Origin of the sequence: Arthrobacter sp. MAHUQ-56 (assembly GCF_019710585.1) — a bacterium.
Taxonomy (GTDB): domain Bacteria; phylum Actinomycetota; class Actinomycetes; order Actinomycetales; family Micrococcaceae; genus Arthrobacter.
In genome coordinates, this window is record NZ_JAIFZQ010000026.1 from 96,611 (window position 1) to 121,919 (window position 25,309).

19 protein-coding genes are annotated in these 25,309 nt (G+C 66.9%); 7 read left to right on the forward strand and 12 right to left on the reverse strand.

Annotated features, from left to right (window positions below):
- Positions 1-801: 801 nt before the first annotated feature.
- Entirely contained in the window at positions 802-2,226 is a 1,425-nt protein-coding gene (gene glnA / locus K4G53_RS20445; protein WP_221387522.1) for a type I glutamate--ammonia ligase, read from the reverse strand.
- 286 nt (positions 2,227-2,512) lie between these two features.
- Here glnA and K4G53_RS20450 point away from each other — a divergent pair, with 286 nt between their 5' ends.
- Positions 2,513-2,950 carry an RDD family protein gene (locus tag K4G53_RS20450; RefSeq protein ID WP_221387523.1) on the forward strand — a complete coding sequence of 146 codons (438 nt, stop codon included), beginning with the start codon at positions 2,513-2,515 and terminating at the stop codon, positions 2,948-2,950.
- A gap of 9 nt (positions 2,951-2,959) precedes the next feature.
- On the opposite strand, the gene K4G53_RS20455 is transcribed toward K4G53_RS20450, so the two are convergent.
- The 5 genes from K4G53_RS20455 to lipB all read right to left on the reverse strand — a co-directional run bounded on the left by K4G53_RS20455 (position 2,960) and on the right by lipB (position 6,940).
- Positions 2,960-3,886, reverse strand: coding sequence for a DMT family transporter (locus K4G53_RS20455; protein WP_221387524.1), 927 nt, complete (start codon positions 3,884-3,886; stop codon positions 2,960-2,962).
- 60 nt (positions 3,887-3,946) lie between these two features.
- Positions 3,947-4,318 carry a DUF3817 domain-containing protein gene (locus tag K4G53_RS20460; protein WP_374226190.1) on the reverse strand — a complete coding sequence of 124 codons (372 nt, stop codon included), beginning with the start codon at positions 4,316-4,318 and terminating at the stop codon, positions 3,947-3,949.
- An 88-nt stretch (positions 4,319-4,406) separates the two neighbouring features.
- A complete protein-coding gene (locus tag K4G53_RS20465; RefSeq protein WP_221387525.1) occupies positions 4,407-5,159 on the reverse strand; it encodes a DUF4191 domain-containing protein in 753 nt (250 codons plus the stop codon).
- Positions 5,160-5,246: 87 nt separating this feature from the next.
- Complete coding sequence (gene lipA, locus K4G53_RS20470) at positions 5,247-6,266, reverse strand: lipoyl synthase (RefSeq protein WP_221387526.1); 1,020 nt, start codon at positions 6,264-6,266, stop codon at positions 5,247-5,249.
- On the reverse strand, positions 6,263-6,940 hold the full coding sequence (lipB, locus tag K4G53_RS20475; RefSeq protein ID WP_221387651.1) for a lipoyl(octanoyl) transferase LipB: 678 nt from the start codon (positions 6,938-6,940) through the stop codon (positions 6,263-6,265). Before lipB ends, lipA begins: the two co-directional genes overlap by 4 nt.
- A 127-nt stretch (positions 6,941-7,067) precedes the next feature.
- Between lipB and K4G53_RS20480 the strand changes: the two genes are divergently transcribed.
- A complete protein-coding gene (locus tag K4G53_RS20480) occupies positions 7,068-8,777 on the forward strand; it encodes a serine/threonine-protein kinase (protein ID WP_221387527.1) in 1,710 nt (569 codons plus the stop codon).
- A gap of 19 nt (positions 8,778-8,796) precedes the next feature.
- On the opposite strand, the gene K4G53_RS20485 is transcribed toward K4G53_RS20480, so the two are convergent.
- Entirely contained in the window at positions 8,797-9,723 is a 927-nt protein-coding gene (locus K4G53_RS20485; protein ID WP_221387528.1) for a TIGR01777 family oxidoreductase, read from the reverse strand.
- 73 nt (positions 9,724-9,796) lie between these two features.
- Here K4G53_RS20485 and K4G53_RS20490 point away from each other — a divergent pair, with 73 nt between their 5' ends.
- Positions 9,797-13,330 carry a S41 family peptidase gene (locus tag K4G53_RS20490; protein ID WP_221387529.1) on the forward strand — a complete coding sequence of 1,178 codons (3,534 nt, stop codon included), beginning with the start codon at positions 9,797-9,799 and terminating at the stop codon, positions 13,328-13,330.
- Positions 13,331-13,426: 96 nt separating this feature from the next.
- On the opposite strand, the gene K4G53_RS20495 is transcribed toward K4G53_RS20490, so the two are convergent.
- From K4G53_RS20495 to K4G53_RS20515, 5 genes are all read right to left on the reverse strand, one after another.
- Entirely contained in the window at positions 13,427-13,855 is a 429-nt protein-coding gene (locus K4G53_RS20495; protein WP_221387530.1) for an OsmC family protein, read from the reverse strand.
- Positions 13,856-13,994: 139 nt separating this feature from the next.
- The gene (locus K4G53_RS20500; RefSeq protein WP_221387531.1) at positions 13,995-14,348 is read right to left on the reverse strand and encodes a hypothetical protein; all 354 of its coding nucleotides are present in this window, start codon (positions 14,346-14,348) and stop codon (positions 13,995-13,997) included.
- A gap of 151 nt (positions 14,349-14,499) precedes the next feature.
- Entirely contained in the window at positions 14,500-16,269 is a 1,770-nt protein-coding gene (gene sucB / locus K4G53_RS20505; protein ID WP_221387532.1) for a 2-oxoglutarate dehydrogenase, E2 component, dihydrolipoamide succinyltransferase, read from the reverse strand.
- A 114-nt stretch (positions 16,270-16,383) separates the two neighbouring features.
- Positions 16,384-17,766 (reverse strand): dihydrolipoyl dehydrogenase, encoded by a 1,383-nt coding sequence (lpdA, locus tag K4G53_RS20510; RefSeq protein WP_221387533.1) that lies wholly within the window; start codon positions 17,764-17,766, stop codon positions 16,384-16,386.
- 256 nt (positions 17,767-18,022) lie between these two features.
- Entirely contained in the window at positions 18,023-19,543 is a 1,521-nt protein-coding gene (locus tag K4G53_RS20515) for a leucyl aminopeptidase (RefSeq protein WP_221387534.1), read from the reverse strand.
- A 256-nt stretch (positions 19,544-19,799) separates the two neighbouring features.
- On the opposite strand from K4G53_RS20515, the gene K4G53_RS20520 reads away from it, so the two are divergent.
- The 4 genes from K4G53_RS20520 to K4G53_RS20535 all read left to right on the forward strand — a co-directional run bounded on the left by K4G53_RS20520 (position 19,800) and on the right by K4G53_RS20535 (position 25,285).
- Positions 19,800-20,738: a proteasome assembly chaperone family protein gene (locus K4G53_RS20520; protein ID WP_221387535.1), complete on the forward strand. Its 939-nt coding sequence runs from the start codon at positions 19,800-19,802 to the stop codon at positions 20,736-20,738.
- A 51-nt stretch (positions 20,739-20,789) separates the two neighbouring features.
- Complete coding sequence (locus tag K4G53_RS20525; protein WP_221387536.1) at positions 20,790-22,136, forward strand: nitrate/nitrite transporter; 1,347 nt, start codon at positions 20,790-20,792, stop codon at positions 22,134-22,136.
- 177 nt (positions 22,137-22,313) lie between these two features.
- A complete protein-coding gene (locus K4G53_RS20530) occupies positions 22,314-23,618 on the forward strand; it encodes a DUF4192 domain-containing protein (RefSeq protein ID WP_221387537.1) in 1,305 nt (434 codons plus the stop codon).
- A 344-nt stretch (positions 23,619-23,962) separates the two neighbouring features.
- The gene (locus tag K4G53_RS20535) at positions 23,963-25,285 is read left to right on the forward strand and encodes an RNA polymerase sigma factor (RefSeq protein ID WP_221387538.1); all 1,323 of its coding nucleotides are present in this window, start codon (positions 23,963-23,965) and stop codon (positions 25,283-25,285) included.
- Positions 25,286-25,309 lie beyond the last annotated feature (24 nt).

The window sequence follows — 25,309 nt, forward strand, 5'->3', positions numbered from 1 at the left end:
GCGCATGGGGCAACCATTTGCCCATGCTGCGCACGATGGATTGCTTCCGAAGTCGCTGCTAAGCCGAAGAACAGCGCCCAATGCCGGAAATCAGCGGGCATATGTAGCCACGACTGAACAGGTTTGGGCGCTCCGTGACGCCATGCTAGCCGGCCAGCAACCTGCCATCCTTCTGGCTGCATTCGCAGGCCTGAGAGTATCCGAAGCGGTTGCGCTGAGCGTCTCGGACGTGGACTTTATGCGCGGGATCATCAAGCAGGCGATCCATTACCCTGGCGTGAACTCAAGACGGAAGAGTCGAAGACACCGATTCCGATACCGCAGAACCTATGCCTTGAACTGTCTGCGAATCACACGCGGTGGGGAGTGAACCCTGGTCACGAACGAGTGGGGACGCGCCATCTCACCCCACAGGTTAGAACACTACTTCAGGGAGGCGCGTGACACTGTGAATGGATTGCCGGAGGGTTTTAGATTCCATGACCTTCGGCATTACTTCGCTTCGCTCCTGATCGCTAAGGCCTCGATGTGAAGGTCGCGCAAAAGAGTCTGAGGCATTCGTCGGCGAAGACGACTCTCGACACGTACGGCCACATGTGGCCCGACAAGGAGGAGTCCGCGAGGGCGGCAGTATCCAGTGTCCTGGATGAGAGATTGAACTCGCCAACCTAAGAAAAGGCGTAGCGGATCCGGACAGCAAAAAGGCCGGCCCTCGGGGGTAAACCCAATGGCCGGCCTTTTCTCTTTGAAGATTCTTGCGGACTGCTGGCGGACTATGCCCCGTTCAGCCGCGGGATCTACCTAGACGCCGTAGTAGAGCTCGAACTCGTAGGGGTTCGGGCGCAGGGACAGCGGGCGGATCTCGTTCTCGTACTTGTACTCGATCCAGGTGTCGATCAGGTCCTGGGTGAAGACGCCGCCTGCCTGCAGGAACTCGTTGTCCTCGCGCAGGGCCTCCAGCGCTTCCTCGAGGGTGCCCGGAGCCTTGGGGATGTCCTTGGCTTCCTCGGCGGGGAGCTCGTAGAGGTCCTTGTCGATCGGAGCCGGCGGCTCAATCCGGTTGCGGATGCCGTCGATGCCGGCCATAAGCTGGGCAGCGAACGCCAGGTACGGGTTGGAGGAGGGGTCCGGAGCGCGGAACTCGATGCGCTTGGCCTTCGGGTTGGAACCGGTGATCGGGATACGGATACCGGCGGAGCGGTTGCCCTGCGAGTACACCATGTTGACCGGAGCTTCGAAACCCTTGACCAGGCGGCGGTACGAGTTCACCGTCGGGTTGGTGAAGGCCAGGACGGCGGAGGCGTGCTTCAGCAGGCCGCCGATGTACCAGCGGGCGGTGTCGGACAGGCCGGCGTAGCCCTTCTCGTCGTAGAACAGCGGTTCGCCACCGTTCCACAGCGACTGGTGGCAGTGCATGCCGGAGCCGTTGTCACCGAAGACCGGCTTGGGCATGAAGGTCACGGACTTGCCCCAGGCGTCAGCCGTGTTCTTGATGACGTACTTGAACTTCTGCAGGTCATCGGCAGCGTGGGTCAGGGTGGTGAACTTGTAGTTGATCTCTGCCTGGCCGGCGGACCCAACTTCGTGGTGGCTGCGCTCGACCTCAAGGCCGGCCTCGTCCAGGGCAACACACATGGCGTCGCGCAGGTCGGCCTGCTTGTCGGTGGGGGAGACCGGGAAGTAACCGCCCTTGACGGGGGTCTTGTAGCCCAGGTTGCCGCCCTCTTCCTCGCGGCCGGTGTTCCAGTGGGCTTCCTCGGAGTCGATCTTGTAGAAGCTGCCCTCGGGGGAGGACTTGTACTGGACGTTGTCGAAGACGAAGAACTCGGCCTCGGGTGCGAAGAAGGCGGTGTCCGCGATGCCGGTGGAGGCCAGGTAGGCTTCAGCCTTCTCGGCAACGCCGCGGGGGTCGCGGTGGTAGGGGTCGCCGGTGCGGGGGTTCACGATGGAGAAGTTCAGCGCGAGCGTCTTCTCCATGCGGAACGTGTCCAGGAACGCGGTGGTGACGTCCGGGATCAGCTGCATGTCAGATTCGGCGATGCCCTGGAAGCCGCGGATGGAGGATCCGTCGAAGAGCTGGCCGTTGACGAAGAAGTCGGCGTCAACACTCTTGGCGGGGACGTTGAAGTGCTGCTGGACGCCCGGAAGATCGGTGAAGCGGATATCGACGAACTTTACATCTTCGTCCTTGATGAACTTGAGGACTTCGTCCGCAGTCTTGAACATCTATGCTCCTAACGCATATGTAAATATCTGGCATGCAAGCCATGTGATCCAGCGCAATCCAAAGGCAGGGAGAACGCACTGTTTTCCCTGCTGCGTGCACCTGCCGTGGGATTACTTGAAACTGCTAACAGACTATGGATGCGGCATTTCCCGTCCGTGTCCGCATTGTTTCGGGCAGGTTACAGAATGCCCTGCTATGACCACGCTATCTTCAGTCCAGACTATGGTCGAGTCCTATCCACAGTGTGGGCGCCTCCGCTGCCGGCAGGGCCGGTAGGCTTGGACGGTGGTAGATCGCAAAGACATTGGGTCCTGGCTCAGCGGACCGGACACCTCCGGCATCTCCAAGTATCCCGGGGAACGCCTGGGCCTGCCGGAGTCCGGGCCCGGCTCCATTGCCAGGGCAGGCCGCAGGATCGTGGCGATCATGATCGACTGGGGCATCGCGCTGCTGATCAGCAACTTTGCCTTTGCCGGGGACTCCTGGGCCACCCTTGCGGTCTTTGCGATCGAGCAGATCCTCCTGGTGGGGACCCTCGGCTACAGCATCGGCCACCGCGCCATGGGCATCGCCGTGGTGAAGCCAGGCGGCGGGACGCCGGGTCCGCTCGCGGCATTGGTGCGGACGCTGCTGCTGTGCCTGGTGGTACCGGCAGTGATTTTCGATCCCGACCAGCGCGGTCTGCATGACAGAGCCATGAACACACTCCTGATCCGCCGGTAGCGGTCCCGCTTACGCCCCCGGCAGTGCCCCGGTCCGTCTCTGCCGCCGGAAGGCCGGAGCGTTGGTCACCACCACGCCCGCAATGACGACGGCGCCGCCCACCAGCTGGGCGGTCGTGTGGACCTGCCCGGCAAGGACGGTCAGAATCGCGGTGAAGACGGTGATGAGGTTGAGGAACACTCCCGCGCCGGCCGCAGGCAGGACCGTCAGGGCCCGGTTCCACAGCAGGTACGACAGCACTGACGGGAAGATAGCGATAAACAGCAGTGATGCCAGCGCGGCACCTGTTGGAGGAAGTGCCAGGCCGCCCGTGGCGAAGCGGACCGGGCCCAGAATGGCCACGACCACCGCCGCCTGCACTGCTGTTGCGGTAATGGGCGGGATCTTCGGTGCCAGCCGGCCTGTGATGGTGTACGCCGTCCAGACAACGATGGCGCCCACCATGAGTACCTCGCCGGTGCCGAAACCGGCGGCCACCAACCGCCCTATATTCCCTCCGCTGATGACAATCAGGACGCCCGTCAGGGCCAACAGGACGCCTGCCACCGCCAGCGGTGTGAGCCGTTCGCGCAGGAAGACTGCGGCAGCCAGGGTGATGAGCGCCGGGTTGAAAGCGTTGATCAGCGAGGCATTGAAGGCATCAGTGTGCTCCAATGCGAAATAGAGGAGCAGGTTGTACCCGAGCAGGCCGAGCACGCCCAGCGACAGCAGCCATGGCCACGCGGCGAGGACCGACCGCCAGGAGGGCCGTTCCACGAGCTGCGCTATGACGACCAGCGGTACCAGCGCCAGCAACCACCGCAGGAAGACAAGGCTCAGCGGGTCGATGCTCTGGACGGCGCCGGCACCCACCACATAGTTCCCTGCCCAGAACAGGGTTGCGCCCAGCAGGGAGAGAACGGCTACGGCCCGCCGGCGGCCCGGGCTTCCCTTCACTGGGTCCGTGACCCTTGGTCCCGCATTGGTGGACTCCAACCTCTCCGCCCCTGTCCGCGCCTACGCCCGGCTGGGTTCAAGGTCATCGGCGGCGTTGCCAGTGGGTGCGCCACTGAGGTGCCCGCGCCTTCCCGCCCACCTTTCGAACCAGATGGTGGCAAAGGGGAAGACAGCGGAGATACCGGCCAGCACGGCAACCAGGAACGGCCAGCGCTGGACGCGCCACAGGATGAGCGCGGCAAGCCCGTAGCCCACGAACAGGGCCCCGTGGATCGGCCCGGCCACCTGGACGCCCACCTCCGTGGTGCCGGCAATCCATTTGAAGTACATGCCGGTGAGCAACGCCGCCCAGCTGAATGCTTCTGCAACGGCAAGGATCCGGAAGGCGCGGAGGGCGGTTGTCCGCAGGGGCATGGTGAGACGTCCTGTCATGAGGGGAGGTTTGGCGTAGAAGGCCGCCGGTCCGGGGGCAAGAAAAACGCCCCGGTGGCCGGCGGTGCCGGCGCCGGGGCGCTTGTTCCTAGCGTCCGCGGTTGGGACGGGCTTTGTACGGGTCGATGCCCTTGGGGATGGGAAGCCGGGTGCCCATGGATGCGATGCGCTTGGACACGGTGCTGACCTCCAGCTTGGTCAGTTCGTTCTTCATCTTGCCCATCTGCTTCGCCACCTGGCTCAGCGGAACCTGGCCTTCGCCGTGCCCGGTCTGGATGGTGTGCACCGGAACGTTGGGCAGGATCCGGGCCAGCCGCTTGCGCTCGGCATCAAGCAGCGGCTTCACCCTGTGGGCGGGCCCTTCGCTGACCAGCACGACGCCGGGACGGCCAACGGCGCGGAATACGGCATCCTGGGTGCGGGGATTGACAGCCACCGGCTGTTCTTCCGTGATCCAGCCGCGGCGGAGCGTGCCCAAGGCGGCGCCGGAGGCGCCGGGCTGGTTTTCAATCTGGGCGAACGCCGCACGTTCGGCGCGGCGCGACAGGATGAAGGTAGCGGCCAGCAGGCCCAGCGGAATACCGATGATCAGGCCCGTGATCCAGTTGTCCAGCCAGAAGCCAACCAGGAAGCTGACGGCCACAACACCCAGGAAGACCAGCAGCATGAGCCACGGGACCATGGGGTCGTGGCGGCGGGTCATGGTGAAGACCTCGCCGATCTGCTTGAACCTGCTGGGCTTTTTGGCCTTTGCTTCCTTCGGCTTGCGCGTGAACAGGCCGCGCTTCACCGCGCTGGAGCCCGCCGGGGTGGGGTTGCTGGAGTCAGGGGATTTCGCCATAGTGCCTCAATTCTACGTGACTTAAAGCCAAGGGCCGGACGCCGGAATCTTCCGGTGTCCGGCCCTTGGCCGCTGCTTCCCCCGGCCTCAGGAATGGGCGGCGAGGACGCTGCTGGCTTCCTGGCGGGTGGTGCCGGAGTCCTGGATGCCTTCGGCGATGTGGGCGAGTTCGGCGGGGATGTCGCGGCCTTTCTTGCGCATGGCGGTGGCCCAGAGGCGGCCGGCGCGGTAGGAGGAGCGGACCAGGGGTCCGGACATGACGCCGAGGAAGCCGATGTCTTCGGCTTCGTGCTGCAGGTCCAGGAATTCCTGGGGTTTGACCCAGCGGTCCACGGGCAGGTGCCGTTCGGACGGGCGCAGGTACTGGGTGATGGTGATCAGGTCGCAGCCTGCGTCGTGGAGGTCACGGAGGGCTTCGGAGATTTCTTCGCGGGTTTCGCCCATGCCCAGGATGAGGTTGGACTTGGTGACCATCCCGTGGTTGCGGCCCTGGGTGATGACGTCCAGGGAGCGGTCGTAGCGGAACGCGGGGCGGATGCGCTTGAAGATGCGGGGGACGGTTTCGACGTTGTGGGCGAAGACTTCGGGCTTGGAGTCGCAGATCGCCTTGATGTGGTCGGGGTTGCCGGAGAAGTCGGGGATGAGCAGTTCGACGCCGGTGCCGGGGTTCAGTTCGTGGATCTTGCGGACGGTTTCGGCGTAGAGCCAGACGCCTTCGTCGTCGAGGTCGTCGCGGGCGACGCCGGTGACGGTGGCGTAGCGCAGCTGCATGGATTGGACGGAGCGGGCCACCTTGGTGGGTTCGAACCGGTCCAGGGGTGAGGGTTTGCCGGTGTCGATCTGGCAGAAGTCGCAGCGGCGGGTGCATTCGGAGCCGCCGATCAGGAAGGTCGCTTCCTTGTCTTCCCAGCATTCGAAGATGTTGGGGCAGCCGGCCTCTTCGCAGACGGTGTGCAGGCCTTCCTTCTTGACCAGGTTCTTCAGCCCGACGAACTCGGGCCCCATCTGGACCTTGGCCTTGATCCACTCCGGCTTGCGTTCGACCGGAACCGCAGCATTACGCTGCTCGATCCGCAGCATCTTCCGGCCTTCAGGTGCCAATGTCACAGTAGAGCTCCTTCAGGGCTCGAAACCAATGCTTCTTCGTGCTTGCGGAATTCCTCCACAAACCGGTCCACGATCTGGGCCGGCTGGATGTCCTGTCCTGTCTCCAGGGACATCGTGGTCACCCCCGCGTCGGTGATGCCGCAGGCGATGATCTGGCCATACGGCGCCAGGTCGTTGCTGCAGTTAATGGCAACGCCGTGCATGGTGACACCGTTCAGGACGCGGATGCCGATGGCGGCGATCTTGCGGTCCGGGCCCTTGGCATCGGCCTTGATCCACACGCCGGCGCGGCCCTTGATGCGCTCGGCATTGATGCCGTAGTCCGCCAGCACGGTGATCATGATCTCTTCGAGGCGTTCAACGTAATCCCGGATGCCGGAGCGGTTCTTCAGCTTCAGGATGGGGTAGGCAATCAACTGTCCGGGCCCGTGCCACGTCAGTTTCCCGCCACGGTCCACCGGAACAACGGGTGTGCCGTCGAACGGCCGTTCGTGGTCCTCGGTGAGCTTCCCCGCAGTGTAGACGGCAGCGTGCTCCAAAAGCAGGACAGTGCTGGGGGCAGCGCCGGCGACAACCTTGTCGTGGAGTTCGCGCTGGGCATCCCAGCCGTCCATGTAATCGACGAAGTCAGGGGCAAGACCCAGCTGTGAAAACTCAAGAGTCATGGCATCCAGCTTAGTCCCCGAAGCCGCGCGCTCCCGGTTTAGTGTCCAAGCTCACCGCCCGCCCTGGAACGTCGTGAGCTCGCCATGCCTGTGGATAACTCCTGCAGCGCGGCCGTGATTCGGCTAGACATGGACTATGGACGATGCAGAGGCCCCGGACATTGCCGGTTACGACGTCGGGCGGCTGCTGGGCCGGGGCGGCAGTGCGGACGTGTGGCTGGCCACCGAGCAGAGGACCGGCAGGCAGTTTGCGGTGAAGTGTTTCCGCCCCGGCCCAGGGAGCCTGGGCAATCCGGGCGTCGGCCAAGAGGAGATGAGGAGGGAGATCCGCATCCTGTCGGTCCTGGACCACCCGCACCTCATCAGGTCGCACCAAGCCGTCCCTTTGGCGGGATCCGGCCACGCTGCAGCCTTGACCATGGATTACGCCGCCGGTGGTTCCCTGGCACAGCTGGTAGGCGCCCGGGGCAGGATCAGCGTGGGGGAGACCGTCACGGTCCTGACCCCCATTGCCCAGGCGCTTGGCTACCTGCACGGGAAGGGCTTCACGCACTCGGATGTGGCGCCCGGGAATGTGCTGTTCACCGGGCAGGGCAAGCCGATGCTCTCCGATGTGGGCGTTGGCCGGATGATCGGGGATCCGGGCAGCACGGAGCTTCCCGGCACCTCTGGCTTCCTGGACCCGGCGCCCGTTGATGCAGTACGCGCCGGGCTCCAGCCCGAACGGGACGTCTATGCGGCAGCAGCCCTGGGCTGGTTCTGCCTCACAGGTGAGGCGCCGCGCCGCACGGCCGACCGGCCACCGCTTTCCCTGCTGGTTCCCGGCGTCCCCAAGGAACTGGCCCTGGCACTGGAAGCCGGGCTCAATGAGGACCGGCGGCAGCGGCCCACGGCCATGGCCCTGGCGACAGCCGTGTACCGCAGCGCCGCACCGTTGCCCGTGGACCTCGCTGATGCCGTCCACCCCTCTGTGATTCCCGAACTGCTCACCCGGCGGCACGACCCGGTGCGGGACTCCGGCGCCGGGCTCACGGGCAAACTCCGTGGAATGTTCCGTGGCGTGTTCCGGCGGGCGGCAACGTGCCGCCTGACCCGGCGGACGCCGTCGCCCCCGAGGATGCCCTTTCCGCAGGCGGCACATACGGCCCCCCTTCGTGGAAAGCACGCGGACTCCCGCGCCCGTGGCCGGGCGGGGTCAGCCGCACGGGTCCTGCGCGGCGCCGCCGTGCCGGTCCTGGCGGCAGCCGGAGCGGGAATCTGGTGGCTCTCGGCGGTCACCGGCACCGCACCCGGCGGGCAGGTGAGCGGTCTCTGGCCCGCGCCGGCTGCGTCGCTGGTTGCCGGCCCTGGCGCCGGAGATGGAACGGGGGCCAAAGATGGAACGGGCAGCAAGGGGAGCGGGACAGATGCGGCGCGGGTTGATACTGCCGGGATCGATACCGCCCGCCAGCAGGCGCGCTCGGAGGACCCCCTGCTGGCCGTGACGGGGATGGCCGCCCTGCGGGACCATGCCCTCAGCAGTGGCAGCCTGGAACTGCTGGAGGCGGTCAACGCGCCTGGGTCACCCGCAGCTGCGGCGGACCAGCGTCTTGCGGACCAGCTGGACGGTGCGGGGCTTCGGCTGGAAGGATTCACCAGCACTGTGTCGGACCTGTCGGTCGCCGACGGGGCTGCCGGCGGGCGGGCGGTTGTCCGGCTGACCTCCGCCACCTCCGCTTACCGGACGGTGGATGCCGGCGGCGCGGAGGTGGCAGCAGGTACTCCCAGCCCGGCCCAACGGCTCAGGCTGGTCCTGGTGCGGATGGACGGCCAGTGGAGGATCAGTGAGATCCTGCCCGGGGGCTGAAGCCCGGGCTTGACGTCGATCAACCCTCCCGTACGACTAGCCCCGGCCCCCGGGTGTGGCTCCCGGCCACCCAGCGGGCCCCTGATTCCAGTCGCCTGTGCTGCCACTGGAAACCGGCGGAAGAGAGGACCGCGGGCTCCATGCGCTGGCTGTACAGCAGGAGCTCCTCGCCCAGGCCCGGCATTGCGGTGCGCAGAACAGGGGCAGGAACGCGGAACACGGCCGGGCGGTGAAGTGCGCGCGCCAACGCTGCCACGGTGGTGTTGACGTCCGATTGCTCGGGAGCGGACAGGTTGACCGCGCCGGTGACCGCGGAGTCGAGCAGGAAGAGGAAGGCGGCTGAAACATCGGGAAGCGTTATCCATGGCCAGAACTGCCGGCCGCTGCCGAACGGACCGCCGAGGCCTAGCCGCAGCAGGGGGAGCAGCCGTCCCAGGGCCCCGCCCGAACGGCTGAACACTACCCCGGTACGCGGTGTCACGACGCGCACCCCGGAGGGCGCCGCCAAGGCAGCCTGCTCCCACTCAACACAAATCCGGGCAAGGATGCCGGAACCCGCCGGTGCGTCCTCCCGCAGAAGGGTATTGCCGGCGTCGCCGTAGTAGCCGGAGCCGGACTGGCTGATGAACGTCTTCGGCGGCGAATCCAGCTGCGCCATGGCCCGTACGAGGGTCCGGGTTGGCCCCAGGCGGGAATTGAACAGCTCCGCTACCCGCCTCCGGGTCCAGGGCCTGTCCCCGATCCCGGCGCCGGAAAGATTCACGACGGCGTCGGCGCCAGCAAGGGCGTGCGGGTCAAGGGGTCCCGATGCAGGGTCCCAGCGGATCTCCGCCGCATGGGCGGGCGGCCGCCGCACCAGCGTCACGACCGAGTGGCCGGCGTCGTGGAAGGCCTTGGACAGGGACGTGCCGATGAGCCCGGAGGCGCCGGACATGACGATGCGCATGCTCCATCTCACCACGGCAACGGCCCCTCGGCACCTCCCGCGACGCGGGGAAGGGGTTGACTATGATCAAACGATGACCTCTTCGAGCTACCTCCGTTTTCCGCACCTGCACGGCGATCTGGTCACCTTCGTGGCCGAGGACGACGTGTGGATTGCGCCCCTGGCCGGCGGCAGGGCCTGGCGTGTTTCCTCACTCCAGCTCCCTGCCCGCAACCCCCGTTTCACCCCGGATGGCCAACGCCTGGTGTGGAGCGTTGTCCAGGGGACGGCTCCGGAGGTCGTTTCGGCGCAGGTGGACGGCGGCGGCTATCGCCAGCTGACCTACTTCGGCCACAGCACCACCAGGGTGAAGGGTTTCACTGCAGGCGGGGAGGTAGTGGTCACCAGCGCTTTCCGCCAGGCGGAGAGCCGGCACACCTACGCGTACAGCGTGCCGCTCGACGGCGGCTGGGCCCAGGAACTGCCGTACGGGCCGGTTGAATCGGTAGCCTTCGGGCCGGAAGTGGGCGATGAGCGTCCGGTTGTGCTGGGAAGCGTGCTCTCCCGTGAGCCAGCGTGGTGGAAACGGTACCGCGGCGGCACCGCCGGCAAGTTGTGGATCGACGCCGACGGCAATGGCGAATTCGAGCGGCTGCTGCCGGACCTTGACGGCAACCTCACCGACCCCCTGTGGGTGGACGGCAGGATCGCCTTCCTGTCCGACCACGAGGGCTACGGCAACCTGTATTCGGTCCTGCCCAGCGGCAAGGACCTGCGCCGGCACACTGACCACCAGGACTTCTACGTGCGGCACGCCGCCACGGACGGCAAGCGGGTCATCTTCGAGTCCGCCGGTGAACTCTGGGTCCTCCACGATGCCGGCTCGGACGCGGTCAAGCTCGACATCACCCTCGGCTCGGCCTCGCAGAGCCGGCGGCCCGCGCTCCTCGATGCCGCGAAACATCTCGGGGCGGTGGTTCCGGACGGCACCGGCGCCGCCAGCGCCGTCGAGTCACACGGGACGGTCCACTGGCTGCGGCACAAGGACGGCCCCTCCCGCATCATCGAGGCCACGCCCGGCGTTCGGGGGCGGCTGCCGCGGCCCCTCGGGGACGGCCGCATCGCCTACGTCGCAGACCACGACGGCGTTGAGGCGCTGCACATCAAAGACATCGCCGCTCCTGTCCCGCAGGGCACGGCAGGCGCGCCGAAGAACGCTGTTGCCGCGCACGCCGGCCTTGCGGGTTCGACGGCGAAACCAGGCCACGCTCCGGGATCCGGGGAGGGGCAGGATTCGGTGCAGCTGCCACAGCCGGTGCCCGCGTCCGGGGCCGCGGTCCTCGCGGGGCACAGCAGCAGCCACGCTCCGGCCGACGACGAACAGCAGGCCGATGTTGCTCCGGATGCCTCGGCGTCCGTGGCGGAGGCCCAGTCCGTCGCGGCGGGAGGGGGCATCAGTGTGCCCACGCCCGCGCGCGCCAGTTCGCTGGAAGCCAGCCCGGATGGTCGGTGGCTCGCCATCGGCACCTCGTTCGGCGACGTGCACGTGCTGGATACGCGCAACGGGGACCTCGCGCAGGTTGCCAGCATCGGCGAAGGAAGCATTTCCGAACTGGCATGGTCCGCGGACTCGCGATGGCTCGCGTGGTCGGAGCCGGTGACGTCCTTCGGATCCCGGAGCAGGCTGCGGCTTGCCACGGTGGACAACCTGGATGCCGAACCGGTGGAGGTCACCGACGGCCGCTTCCGTGACGCCTCCCCGGCCTTCACCCCGGACGGCAAATTCCTGGCCTTCCTGTCCAACCGCAGCTTCGATCCCGTCTACGACGGGCACTCGTTCGACCTTTCCTTCCCCAGCCCCATCAAGCCCTACCTGGTGGCACTCGCGGCCGATACGCCGTCGCCCTTTGGTCCCTCGGTTGACCCCGCAGGCCCGGAACCGGAAGCCGAAACTGAGGCCGGCGGCAGCCCTGCAGCCAACAGCGGGGAAGGCGCCGTGCCCGCCGTGCGCGTCGATGCGGAGGGCCTCGCCCACCGCGTGATCGGCGTTCCGGTGCCCCAGGGCAACTACAGCTCGCTGAAGGCCGCTGATGGTGCGCTGCTGTGGCTCGACTCCGTCCTGGCCGGCGTCACCGGTGACGGCAAAGCCAGCCAGGAGGACAAGGACGCCCGGCCCAGCCTGGTGCGGTACGACATCGTGCAGCGCAGGAAGTCGACCCTGGTGGATTCGCTGGACAGCTACCGGCTCTCCGGGGACCGCAGCAAAGTGGTGCTGGTCTGCGACAAGCAGGTCACCGTCGTCCCGGCGGACGCCAAGGCGGATGAGGAATCAGGCAAAGTGGTCAAGGTGGACCTGGGCCGGATCCGCGTCATGCTGGACCCGGTCAGCGTCTGGGCCCAGGCGTTCGATGAAGCCTGGCGCCTGCAGCGCGACTTCTTCTGGACCGAGGACATGGCCGGGCAGGACTGGGAATCCATCCGTGCCCGCTACCGCCCACTGGTTGACCGGCTGGGGTCCCACGACGACCTCGTGGACCTGCTGTGGGAACTGCACGGCGAGCTGGGAACCTCGCACGCCTACGTCCGGCCCGCCGCCGTCACCGAACGCGGGAGCCGCGGCCAGGGGCGGCTGGGCGCAGATCTCGCCCACACCGCCGCCGGATGGGAAATCACCCGAATCCTTGCCGGCGAGTCCTCCGACCCCCTGGCAACCTCGCCCCTGACGAGGCCGGGAGTCGGGGCAAAGGCAGGGGACGTCCTGCTGGCCATCGACGGCGTCCCGCTGTCCGGGAGCGTCACGCCCGCCATGCAGCTGGTTGGCGCCGCCGGCCGCGCCGTGGAGCTGACCCTCCTCAACGGCCCGGCACACGGCCCTGCCGCCGGCACCCAGCGCAGGGTCGCCGTCGTGCCCGTCAAGGATGAGGAACGCCTGCGTTACCAGGAATGGGTTGCTGGCAATCGGCGGACCGTCCGGGAAGCCTCCAACGGCACCTTCGGTTACCTGCACATCCCGGACATGATGGCCAACGGCTGGGCGCAGCTGCACCGCGACCTGGACACCGAAACCGCATTGGACGGCCTGATTGTGGATGTCCGCCGGAACCGCGGGGGCCACACGTCGCAGCTTGTTGCCGAACTGATCGGCAGAAAGGTCACGGGCTGGAGCATGCCGCGCGGCGAGAAACCCCGGACCTATCCGCACCATGCACCGCGCGGACCGGTCATCATCCTTGCCGATGAGTTTGCCGGTTCCGACGGGGACATCATCACCCAGGTCTCAAAGCTGCGGGGGATCGGACCGGTCATCGGTACCCGAACCTGGGGCGGCGTGGTGGGCATCGACAACCGCTTCGCACTGGCCGACGGCACCGGGGTCACCCAGCCCCGGTACGCCACTTGGTTTGGCGGCGGTGTCGGCTGGAGCGTGGAGAACTACGGGGTGGATCCGGACATCGAAGTGGCGTTCCCACCGCACGCCTACGCCGCGGGCCGCGATCCCCAGCTGGAATACGGCATCAGCGCCCTGAAGGAAATGATCCAGGAACTGCCCACGGACCGTCCGCCGGCCCGTGAGGGGTACCGCCGGCTGCGCCCGGCACCCTTGCCCGCCCGCAGCCAGGGAAGCTAGCAGGCGCGCCAGGCCTGCCGCCGGGGACCGAAAAGGCCCTGCCCGCCGGAAATGTTCCGGCGGGCAGGGCCTTTTCGCAGAAGCGACAGTATCCGGTCAGGACTCCAGGGTGGCATCCATCGTGATGTCGATGCTGGCGAGTGCACCGGAGACCGGGCAGCCCACCTTTGCTTCGCCGGCGATCTTCTGGAATTCGTCTTCCGAGATCCCCGGGACCCGCGCCGAAACGGTCAGGTGGCTGCCCGTGATGCCCGTGCCGGGAACGAACGTGACATCAGCCTTGGCGCGGACTTCCTCCGGCGTGTGGCCTGCCTTTGCCAGTTCATTGCTGAAGGCCATGGAGAAGCAGGCCGCGTGGGCAGCGGCGATGAGTTCCTCCGGGCTGGTCTTGCCGTTGGCCGCTTCGGTGCGCGCCTTCCAGGTGACATCGAACGTGCCCAGGCCCGAGGTGGCCAGGGAGGTGGTTCCTGCGCCCTCCGTCAGGTTGCCGTTCCATACAGCGTTTGCTGAGCGGGTTGCTGCCATGTTCACTCCTCACATCGTTTTGTCTTAGGCCTGGCCGTTAATCTTTCTGCCAGGCCCACCGTTTTCCATCCTATGGATCATGACCGGGCGGCGCACGGGTTGTCCGCTGTCAGTGGATTATGACCGCAGGCCCGGATGGTTACTGCCAGAGGGTGGCGATGGCGATATTGATCAGCGCCAGGCCGCCGACACCATGGGCCAGGCCCGTTGAGACCGGCTGCCCGGTCTTGGCCTTGCGGGTTCCAACGATGGCCAGGACAGCCACCACAACCGCAATGACAAGCTTGATGCCCAGCTTGGCGTAGTTGGGGTTGGCGTCGGGCAGGAACGGGAGGAGGCCCATCATGGCGACGCCGGTGAGGAGCTGCAGGAAGGCTCCGTCCCGCTGGCGCGGGTGCACGGTGGGTTCGCGCATGGTGGCAATCCAGTAGCCCACGATCATGGCGGCGCCGACGACGTGCAGGAACACCAGGAAATTGAACAGAATAGTCATGGCACCAGCTTAGCCAGTCAGTTCTACAGCCCGTAGCACAACCACGCGGGCAACGGCGTGCCGGGGTGGCCGCTTAAACCACGACGGCGGCACTCGCCGTTGGTGGGTTTCCCACCGCGGGCGCGTGCCGCCGTCGTTGCTGGTGCTTCGCTTACAGACCGAGGTCCGCTTCGAAGGCGCCTTCTTCAAGGCGGGCCTTCAGGGTCTGGAGGAACCGGCCGGCGTCCGCGCCGTCCACCAGGCGGTGGTCGTACGTCAGGGACAGGTACATCATCGAGCGGATGGCGATCGAGTCGTCACCGTTCTCATCGGCCACCACCACGGCGCGCTTGACGATCGCGCCCGTGCCCAGGATGCCCACCTGAGGCTGGTTGATGATCGGGGTGTCGAACAGGGCGCCCACCGAACCGATGTTGGTGATGCTGAAGGTGCCGCCGGACAGCTCGTCCGGGCCGATCTTGCCGTCGCGGGTGCGGGAAGCGACGTCGGCGATCTTGCCGGCCAGGCCGGCCAGGTTTAGGTTTCCGGCGTCGGCAATGACCGGAACCAGCAGGCCCTTGTCAGTGTCGACGGCGATCGCCAGGTGTTCGGCGTTGTGGTAGGTGATCTCCTGCTTGTCCTCGTCGTACGCAGCGTTGAGCTTGGGGTGCTGCTTGAGGGCCTCGGCCACGGCCTTGGCGATGAACGGCAGGAAGGTCAGCTTGGTGCCGTTCTGCGCCTGGAACGAGTTCTTGGCACGGGCGCGGAGCTTGGCGACCTTGGTCATGTCCACTTCGTGGACCTGGGTCAGCTGCGTGGAGATCTCGAGGGATTCGCGCATGCGGCGGGCGATGACCTGGCGGATGCGGGGAGCCTTCTGCGTGGTGCCGCGCAGCGAGGAGGCTGCGGCGCCGGACGCTGCCGGTGCCGAGGCTGCCGGTGCTGTTGCCGGAGTGGCTGCGGGAGCTGCCTTGGCCTCGGCCGCGGCGATGACGTCCTGCTTGCGGATGCGGCCGCCGACGCCGGTGCCGGAGAGGGAGGAGATGTCCACACCGTGCTGGTTGGCCAGCTTGCGGACCAGGGGCGTCACGTAGCCGGATTCGCCGCCGCCAGCCGGTGCTGCTTCCTGGGCTGCGGGAGCAGCGGGCGCCGCAGCGGGTGCGGGGGCCGGTGCTGCTGCCGGGGCCGGGGTAGCGGCAGCTGCCGGAGCGGGCGCTTCCTGCTTCGGGGCTTCCTGCTTGGGGGCTTCGGGTGCGGCTGCCGGAGCCGGGGCGGCCTGCGGTGCTGCGGCCGGCGCGGCGGCAGCGCCGGAGCCGATGACGGCCAGGACGGAGCCCACCTCGGCGGTTTCGTCCTCGTTGACCCGGATCTCCTGCAGGGTGCCGGCAACGGGGGACGGGATTTCGGTGTCCACCTTGTCGGTGGAAACTTCCAACAGCGGCTCGTCAACCTCGACGGAGTCGCCGACTGCCTTCAGCCAGCGGGTAACCGTTCCCTCGGTGACGCTCTCGCCCAGTGCGGGGAGGGTAACCTCGTGGCTTTCGCCGCCACCGGCAGAGGGGGCTTCCTGGGCCGGTGCTTCCTGGGCAGGGGCTGCCGCAGGTGCCTCTTCGGCGGGAGCTTCTTCGGCCGGTGCAGCGGGCGCTTCCTGTGCGGGCGCCTCTTCCGCAGGAGCTTCCGCGGCAGGGGCGGAACCGCCGCCGGAGCCGTCGCCGATGCGCACCAGGGGTGCGCCGACCTCGGCGGTCTCGTCTTCAGCGACCAGGATTTCCTCAATCACGCCAGCTACAGGAGAGGGGATTTCAGTGTCTACTTTGTCGGTGGAGACTTCGAGCAGCGGCTCGTCCACCTCTACCCGGTCACCTACCTGCTTGAGCCAGCGGGTGACGGTTCCTTCGGTGACACTCTCACCGAGGGCGGGCAAGTTAACGGATTCAGACATGTCGTCCCCGTTCTCCTTATTGATCTTTAGTGCGAATGGTTGCTGCCTTGTTGGAAGCCTAGTGCACCCGGTCTGCGCGACCGGGTGCACCGGGCCTGGTAATGCTGGCGAAAATCAGCCGTGAAGCGGCTTGCCGGCCAGCGCCAGGTGGGCTTCGCCGAGGGCTTCGTTCTGGGTGGGGTGGGCGTGCACCAGCTGGGCCACATCCTCCGGGTAGGCTTCCCAGTTCACGATCAGCTGGGCCTCGCCGACCTGCTCGCCCATGCGGGCGCCGATCATGTGGACGCCCACCACGGGGCCGTCCTTCTGGCGGACCAGCTTGACCAGGCCGGAGGTGCCCAGGATGGAGCTCTTGCCGTTGCCGGCCAGGTTGTATTCCTGGGTCTGGACCTGGTCCTCGCCGAACTTTTCCTTGGCAGCCTTTTCGGTGTAGCCGACGGTGGCGATTTCAGGTTCGGAGTAGGTGACCTTGGGGATGTTGATGTCCTCGACAACCACAGGCTTCAGGCCGGCGATTTCCTCGGCCACGAAGATGCCCTGCTGGTAGCCGCGGTGGGCCAGCTGGACGCCGGGGACGATGTCGCCCACGGCGTAGATGTTGCCGACGCCGGTGTGCAGGCGCTCGTTCGTGATGACGAAGCCGCGGTCGATGGTGAGGCCGGCTTCCTCGTAACCGAGGTTGGCCGTGACGGGGCCGCGGCCGACGGCGACCAGCAGCAGGTCGGCCTCGAATGTCTTGCCGTCCACCAGGGTGACCTTTACGCCGTCGTCATTCTGCTCGACGCCCTGGAAGAAGACGCCGGTGGAGAACTTGATGCCGCGCTTCTTGAAGGCCCGCTCGAAGTTCTTGACGATGGTGGCGTCCTCGTTGGGAACGAGTGAGGGGAGGCCTTCGACGATGGTGACGTCCACGCCGAACGACTTCCAGACCGAGGCGAACTCGACGCCGATGACGCCGCCGCCCAGGATGATGGCGCTCTTGGGGATGAAGTCCATGGTCAGGGCCTGGTCGGAGGTGATGACCTTGCCGCCGATTTCGAGGCCCGGGAGGGTGCGCGAGTAGGAGCCGGTGGCCAGGACGATGTTCTTGCCCTTGTAGGCGGTGCCGTTCACCACGACGGTGTCGGTGCCCTGCAGCTTGCCTTCACCCTCGATGACGGTGATGCCCTTGGACTTGATGAGTCCCTGCAGGCCCTTGAACTTGCCCGCGATGATGCCGTCCTTGTACGCGTTGACGGCGTTGATGTCGATGCCGTCCAGGGTGACGTTCACGCCGTACTTGGCGGAGTCACGGGCGTGGTCGGCCAGCTCTGCGGAGTGCAGCAAAGCCTTGGTGGGGATGCAGCCGTTGTGGAGGCAGGTGCCGCCCAGCTTGCCCTTCTCCACGAGGCCGACGGTAAAGCCGAGCTGTACCGCACGCAGCGCCGCAGCGTATCCGCCGCTGCCGCCACCGAGTACCAGGATGTCGAATTCTTGCGCAGTTGCCTGATCGGCCACTAAAACGCTCCCTCGCGTGAACGATGACGCGATCAGCGCGCATCATCTGGTCTTGGAACTTGCACTGCCGTGATTATTTCAGCAGGGCAACTCTCTTGCATTTGTGACTACCGTGGTTCACCTTAGCGAACCACCTATCCATGCTCCACCTTGGCACTGCGTTTGTGGAGCGCTTGTGTCCAGTGTCACGCGGCTTTGTGGCGCAGGGATCTCCTGCGCCGCAAAGCCGCGCGGCACCGCGGCTGCAGCCGGTCCCTCAGGCCGCGGCCAGGATGTCTTCCACGTAGGCAACCAGGGTCCGGACGGTGCAGCCCGTGCCCTGTTTGTGCGTGTAGCCATACGGGCTGCCGTTGTTGAACGACGGTCCCGCGATGTCGATGTGCGCCCAGGGGATCTGTTCGCCCGCCTTGTCCTTACCCACGAACTCGCGCAGGAACACGGCAGCGGTCATCATGCCGCCGTGGCGTTCGCCGATGTTGGCGATGTCCGCCACCTGCGAGTCCAGGCTCGGGCGGAGTTCCTCGGGCAGGGGCATGGGCCACACCAGTTCCCCGGCGCGGTCCGCGGCGGCCTTCAGGGCCCCCGTGACGCTCTCCGTTCCCATGACGCCTGCCGTGCGGTTGCCCAGGGCGATCAGCTGGGCCCCTGTCAGGGTGGCGACGTCGATGATGGCGTCCGGGTATTCGCGGCTGGCGGCAACGATGCCGTCCGCCATCACCAGCCGGCCTTCGGCGTCCGTGTTGAGCACTTCCACGGTCTTGCCGCCAAGCATGGTGAGGACATCCGCCGGGCGTGACGCGGCGCCGGAAGGCATGTTCTCGGCGATGCAGAGCCAGGCGGTTGCCTTGACGGGCAGGCCCAGGCCGGCAAGGGCCAGGACAGTGTTAAGGACGACGGCGGCGCCGGCCATGTCACTCTTCATGTCCCCCATGTGCAGGGCCGGCTTGATGGAAATGCCGCCGGTGTCGAAGGTGATGCCCTTGCCGACGAGGGCAATCTTCCTTGTGGCCTTCGCGGGGGAGTACTCGACCTTAACCAGGCGGGGCTGGCGCGTGGAGCCCTTGCCGACGCCCATGATGCCGCCAAAGCCTTCCTTCTCAAGGCGCTTTTCGTCCCAGACCGTCACCTTGACGGGCAATCCCTTCGCGAGGTCCTTGGCAGCCTCCGCGAAGGACTCCGGGTAGAGGTGGCTGGGGGGAGTGTTGACGAGGGAACGGGTGGAGTTCACGGCCTTGGCCACCAGCCCTGCGCGCTTGAGGACGGCGCCAAGATCGCTTCTGTCAGCCAGTTCGGTGAAGATCACCGCATTGCGGACCGGGTCCTTAAGGCCGTCGCTCGAGGAGCGGAATTCGGTGAAGGAGTAGGCGCCCATCGCCGCACCCTCGGCGACCGCTGCGACGTCCTCTACGGACGCCGTCGGAAACGCGAGCGTGACTGTGCCCAATCCGGCCAGCTGCCGCACGGCCGATCCCGCGGCGCGGCGCAGCGATTCGCCCGTGAGGGGCTTGCCGGCCTGGACCTTCCCCACTCCCGCGAGGACCAGGACGCCGGACCCGGTTTCGGGCAGGCCGGGGAGGCGGACCAGCTGGTCCGCGGCACCCGTCACACCGAGCGGCTTCAGGGAGTCGGCAAGGGCCTCGGCGGACTTGGCCGTCAGTGGGTTGTCCAGCAGGACGGGCCCATCGGTTCCCTGCCCCACCCCGATGACCACGGCGTCGCTGGTGCCCTTCAGGCCCCGCGAGACGGTACTAAGGTTGATTTCAGTATTCTTGACCACAGGGATGAGTCCTCAATTCTCGAAAACGTTCGGGCAGGGATGCATGTTGGGCGCTCTGCCATGGTGGCCCGGATGCGGCCGTTCTGGACGCGGCCCGGTACGTGCAGGCCCGCCTGGCAGGCCAGTTCCGATCGTAGCCCTTCGCTTGGGCGGCAGGGGAATTTCCTGAGAGGTGCGCCACACCGGCCGCCGGAATGCCCGCAGCGCTGGCCGCGTTATGCATGATGTCCGCCCATACCTTTGAAAGGAATATGCCGTGCTTGAACGGATTTCCGGCTCCCTGCTGGACCCGGATGCGCTTTATGCGAGCAACATCGAGCTGTTCCACAGCCCGGAGCTGCGCGGGCTGAACCTGGTCATGGGGTTCACGGGCTTTGCCGATGCCGGGCATGTGGTGAAGCAGATCAACGCCGAGCTGCTGGATTCGCTGGACGCCCAGCCCGTCGCTGTGTTCGACGCCGACCAGCTGATCGACTACCGCTCCCGCCGCCCGCACCTGACGTTCGTCGAGGACCACCTGCAGGACTACCAGGAACCCCGCCTGGCGCTGTACCGGCTCGTGGACGGACTTGGCAACCCCTTCCTGCTCCTGGCGGGTTTTGAACCGGACCTGCAGTGGGAGCGGTTCGCCCGCGCCGTGGTGAACATCGTCGAGGCGCTCGACGTCAACCTGGTTACCTGGATCCATTCCATTCCCATGCCTGTGCCGCACACCCGGCCTGTCGGTGTGACCGTGCACGGCAACCGGCCGGAGCTGATCGAGGGCATCTCCGTGTGGAAGCCCACTGTTGAAGTTCCCGCCGCCGTCGGCCACATCCTGGAGCTGCGCCTGGTCGAAGCCGGACGCAACGTGGCCGGCTACGTCATCCACGTCCCGCATTACCTGGCTGAAGCCGAATACCCCACGGCGGCCGTGGCGGGGCTGGAATACCTCGGTGCTGCGGCATCGCTGATGCTGCCCACCGACAGGCTGCGTGAATCCGGCCGTGAAGTCAGCCGCCAGATCGCCGAGCAGATCGAGGCGTCCGAGGAGGTCCAGCAGGTGGTTTCCCGGCTGGAGACCCGGTACGACGAGAAGGCCGACGGCATGGTCCGCCGCTCGCTGCTGGCCAACGAAAATGACGAGCTGCCCGATGCCGACGTGCTCGGTGCCGCGGTGGAGGCCTACCTGGCCCGGGAGAACCCCGGGCAGTAGTCCTCGTCACAGCTGCCGGGAAGGCGGCTGCCCGCCGGGCATAATGACATTGTGACTGCACCCCGCGCCTGGCTTATCTGGACCATCGGTATTTTCGGATATTTGGTGGCCGTGGCTCAGCGGACGTCCTTCGGCGTGGTGGGGCTGGAGGCCACGGAGCGGTTCCATGCCACCGCCTCCGCCATCTCCTTCTTCACAGTCCTCCAGTTGCTGGTGTACGCAGGGCTCCAGATCCCCGTCGGCGTGCTGGTGGACAGGTTCGGTTCACGCGCCATGATCGCCGGCGGCGCCATCCTCATGGGCCTGGGCCAGCTCCAGCTTGCGTTCGCCGACAGCGTTCCCGGCGGTGTCGCCGGCAGGGTGCTGGTCGGCGCTGGCGACGCCATGACGTTCATCTCGGTGATCCGGCTCATTCCGCTCTGGTTCGCCCCGGGCCGGGTGCCCCTCGTCACCCAGCTGACCGGCATGTCCGGCCAGCTGGGCCAGCTGTTCAGTGTCCTGCCGTTCGCGTTCGTCCTGCACGCCTCCGGCTGGACCCCGGCGTTCCTGATGCTGGCAGGAATGTCCGCGCTCGCCGTCGTACTGGTGGTGCTGCTCCTGCAGGACGCCCCGCCGGGCACCGAACGCCCGCATGCCCGGCAGGGGCTTCGGGCCACGGGGGCCTCCCTGGCCAGGGCCTGGCGGCAGCCAGGGACCCGGCTGGGAATGTGGAGCCACTTCACCATCCAGTTCAGCGGTACCGTCTTCGCGATGACCTGGGGCTACCCCTTCCTGATTTCCGGCCAGGGCCTTGAAACCGGGACGGTGGCCGCGCTGATGGCGCTGTACGTTGCCGCAGCCATGGCGGTGGGGCCCTTTATCGGCCGCTTCGTCTCCCGACACCCCTTGCGCCGCTCCACCATGGTGCTGCTGATCGCCGGTGCCACCGCCGGGGCGTGGGCCGCGGTCCTGCTGCTGCCCGGGCGCGCTCCGCTGTGGCTGCTGGCCGGCCTGGTGGTGGTGCTGGCCATCGGCGGCCCCGGCTCCATGATCGGCTTTGACTTCGCCCGGACCTTCAACCCCGCGCACCGGATCGGCACGGCCACGGGCATCGTGAATGTGGGCGGATTCATCGCTGCCCTCATATCGATCTTCCTGATTGGCCTGGTCCTGGACGTGCTCTACGCCACCGGATTCTCGCAGGGAACGCTGTATGGCCTGGAGCCCTTCCGCATGGCCCTCAGCATCCAGTTCCTGGTCCTCGGTGCCGGTGCGGCAGCGATGCTCGCCGCCCGGCGGAAGGTGCGCCGGCAGATGGCTGCCCAGGGGATCGTGGTGCCGCCGCTGCGGGCCGCGCTGGCCCGGCAGCGCCGTGAAAACCTCGCCCGCCGCCGCGAACCGGCGCCGACTGACGACTGACAGGCCGCTGTCCGGCAGGACGCTGCCGGGCATGATGACATTCCCGTGCGGAAGCGCCGGGAAAGTCGGGTTCGCCGGGCGGTCCACTGGTCCTCCACTTGTCCTGTCCTGGTGCCGTTTTGCACATAGCCGGATTCGCGGCTGCCGTCGGCTGGCACGGACGCGGAAGCTGGAGCCATGACAGCTCCTGAACGATTGACAGTCCGTGGGCCGGAGGACATTCTCGGCTTTATTCCCCACACGCTGGGCTACTGGCCGGAGTCCAGCCTGGTGGCCATGACCCTGCATGGGACCAGGCTCGGGGCAACCCTCCGACTTGACCTTCCCGGGCCGGCGGTTCGGGACGACCCCCGGGCCTTTGCCCGGGCCGTCCGCCGCTACCTTGAGTCCGACCAGGACGCGGACGGTTCACTGCTGGTGCTCTTCGCCGGCGATGCCACGGCCGTGCCGTCCGGATACCAGCCGCTGTTGTCGCAGGTGCGGTCTGTCCTGGACCAGGCCGGGATGCCCGTGCGGGAGGCCTGGTGCGTCGGTGACGAATATTGGCGCGACGCCTTCTGCACCGACCCGTCCTGCTGCCCTTTTCCCGGCCGGCCCGTGCAGCAGATCCGTGACAGCACGCTGAGTACAGAGATGGTGTACCGGGGCAGCAGCGTTGGTCCGGCGCCGCGGCCCGGCCGTGCCCCCGCCCCCGCCCCTGCCGTTCCGGCCCTCCACCGGGCAGCCGTCCTTGAGGCCGAGACGGCGTGGGCGGAGGAGCTCGCCGGCCGCACAGCTGACAGGACGCAGTTCACCGCCGTGCTGGACTGCTGGGAAAGCCTGCTGGGGATGCCGGGATCCGAACCCTGGTTGCCGGAGGTGGAACGCGACGCGTTCCTGCGGGCCACGCTGCTCTTCACTGTGTGGCGGGACGCGGTCCTGATCATGGCGGCAGCGGGCAGGCGCGCGGCCGAGGCCGGTGCCGAACAGTTCGGCGTGCTGAACGGCGGCGCGGACGCTGCCGGAACCGGACCAGGTGAGCTGCCGCCCGTGCTTCCGCCTGCACTGGCGGCAGAACGTCCCGCCGGCGGGCCACTGCGGACCATCCCGTCCAACAGGACAGTGGGCCGGCGCGGGGAAAGCCGTCTCGGGGTCACGGCCGGCGCCGCTACCCCCGGTTACGGGGAGGTCCTGATGGGCGTGGCCCCGCAATCTCCACACTGGACCGGCCTTGACCGCCTGGACCGGATCTTCGAACAGCTCTCAGCACTGGGCGGGCAGCCGGGAGCGGCCGCCTTCACCGGCCGGGGCTGGATTGCCTGGTGCCGCGGCCGGGGCTCGTACGCCGCCGCGTATTTGGGCCAGGCCCTCGACATCGATCCGGACTACCGGCTTGCAGGCCTGCTGCTGGAACTGGTGGGCCGCGGCGGCATCTGCGGCTGGGCGGGGAAGAAGGACGCTGCCTGGCAGAAGTTCGGGGACGAGCCGGCGCCGCCAAGGTGAGGGTGGAGGGACGGGAGCGTGGAAGGGAACCTTGGAGGGAAGGGAATCGTGGGGCGAAGCTAAGCAGCGCATCTCCACAGGCGCGGACGGCGGTGCAGTAACGCATGGCGGCAGGGGAGGCCGGATCCGGGCAAATCATGAGACAATGGATGCCGAGACCCGGTTGGGTCCGTGTATCGGGTGTTTGTAATGTGCCCCGGATGGGAACATTACAGCCGCGCCGGCAGTTGTCTTAAGTGACTCTGACGGCCGTGGTGGCGCTTGGTTTTCACCACGGACTTGACAGGGTCATAGTGGTGTTGCCCGTATGGTGATTCCACAGACCACCGCTAGAAAGGTTTTCTGTGACCCCGTCTTCCACGAAGAAGGATTCCGCCGCCCAGGACGTCTTGTCCCCTGAGGAGAAGCAGGCCGCGACCAACGCCAAGCGGGCAGCTACGCGGGCAGCCAACAAGGCTTCGGCCGGTGATGCTGCAGCGGACGGCAAGCGCGAGCCCAAGAAGCGCGGGCCCAAGCCCGGTGCCAAGGCTGCAGCAGAAGCTGCGGGAAAGTCCGCTGCCGGTGACGTTGACGCGGACGACGCAACCGACGTCGAAGAGGAATTTGACGAGACTGCCCTCGAAGGACCGGACGCGGTCGAGGACACTGATGCCGACGAGGAACCCGCAAAGGCTGCTGCCGGTTCCGGCAAGGGCTTCGTCTACTCGGACGCCGACGATGACGACGCCCCCGTCCAGCAGGTCATGTCTGCCGGTGCCACGGCCGACCCCGTCAAGGACTACCTGAAGCAGATCGGTAAGGTTGCACTGCTCAACGCCGAGCAGGAGGTGGACCTTGCGCTCCGGATCGAGGCCGGTCTGTTCGCCGAGGAAAAGATCGCTGCTGACGACGGCTCCATGGACCCGAAGTACAAGCGCGAACTCGAATTCATCATCCACGACGGCAAGCGCGCCAAGAACCACCTCCTGGAGGCCAACCTCCGCCTGGTGGTCTCGCTGGCCAAGCGCTACACCGGCCGCGGCATGCTGTTCCTGGACCTGATCCAAGAAGGCAACCTTGGCCTCATCCGCGCCGTGGAGAAGTTCGACTACACCAAGGGCTTCAAGTTCTCCACCTACGCCACCTGGTGGATCCGGCAGGCCATTACCCGCGCCATGGCCGACCAGGCCCGCACCATCCGTATTCCGGTGCACATGGTCGAGGTCATCAACAAGCTGGCACGCGTCCAGCGGCAGATGCTGCAGGACCTGGGCCGCGAACCCACTCCCGAAGAGCTGGCGCTGGAACTGGACATGACCCCGGAAAAGGTCGTCGAGGTCCAGAAGTACGGCCGCGAACCCATCTCGCTCCACACCCCGCTCGGTGAGGACGGCGATTCCGAATTCGGCGACCTGATCGAGGACTCCGAAGCGGTGGTACCGGCCGACGCCGTGAGCTTCACCCTGCTGCAGGAGCAGCTGCACTCCGTGCTGGACACCCTGTCCGAACGCGAGGCCGGGGTAGTTGCCATGCGCTTTGGCCTGACCGACGGACAGCCGAAGACTTTAGACGAAATCGGCAAGGTCTACGGCGTCACGCGCGAACGCATCCGCCAGATCGAATCGAAGACCATGTCCAAGCTCCGCCACCCCTCGCGGTCGCAGGTGCTCCGGGACTACCTGGACTAATCCCGGGTCCGGAGAGGGGCGCGG

Excerpts from the sequence above, each read along its gene's own strand:
- glnA (WP_221387522.1), bottom strand. The coding sequence starts at position 2,226 with ATGTTCAAGACTGCGGACGAAGTCCTCAAGTTCATCAAGGACGAAGAT.
- K4G53_RS20460 (WP_374226190.1), bottom strand. The coding sequence starts at position 4,318 with ATGACAGGACGTCTCACCATGCCCCTGCGGACAACCGCCCTCCGCGCC.
- K4G53_RS20465 (WP_221387525.1), bottom strand. The coding sequence starts at position 5,159 with ATGGCGAAATCCCCTGACTCCAGCAACCCCACCCCGGCGGGCTCCAGC.
- K4G53_RS20480 (WP_221387527.1), top strand. The coding sequence starts at position 7,068 with ATGGACGATGCAGAGGCCCCGGACATTGCCGGTTACGACGTCGGGCGG.
- K4G53_RS20485 (WP_221387528.1), bottom strand. The coding sequence starts at position 9,723 with ATGCGCATCGTCATGTCCGGCGCCTCCGGGCTCATCGGCACGTCCCTG.
- K4G53_RS20490 (WP_221387529.1), top strand. The coding sequence starts at position 9,797 with ATGACCTCTTCGAGCTACCTCCGTTTTCCGCACCTGCACGGCGATCTG.
- K4G53_RS20495 (WP_221387530.1), bottom strand. The coding sequence starts at position 13,855 with ATGGCAGCAACCCGCTCAGCAAACGCTGTATGGAACGGCAACCTGACG.
- K4G53_RS20500 (WP_221387531.1), bottom strand. The coding sequence starts at position 14,348 with ATGACTATTCTGTTCAATTTCCTGGTGTTCCTGCACGTCGTCGGCGCC.
- sucB (WP_221387532.1), bottom strand. The coding sequence starts at position 16,269 with ATGTCTGAATCCGTTAACTTGCCCGCCCTCGGTGAGAGTGTCACCGAA.
- K4G53_RS20530 (WP_221387537.1), top strand. The coding sequence starts at position 22,314 with ATGACAGCTCCTGAACGATTGACAGTCCGTGGGCCGGAGGACATTCTC.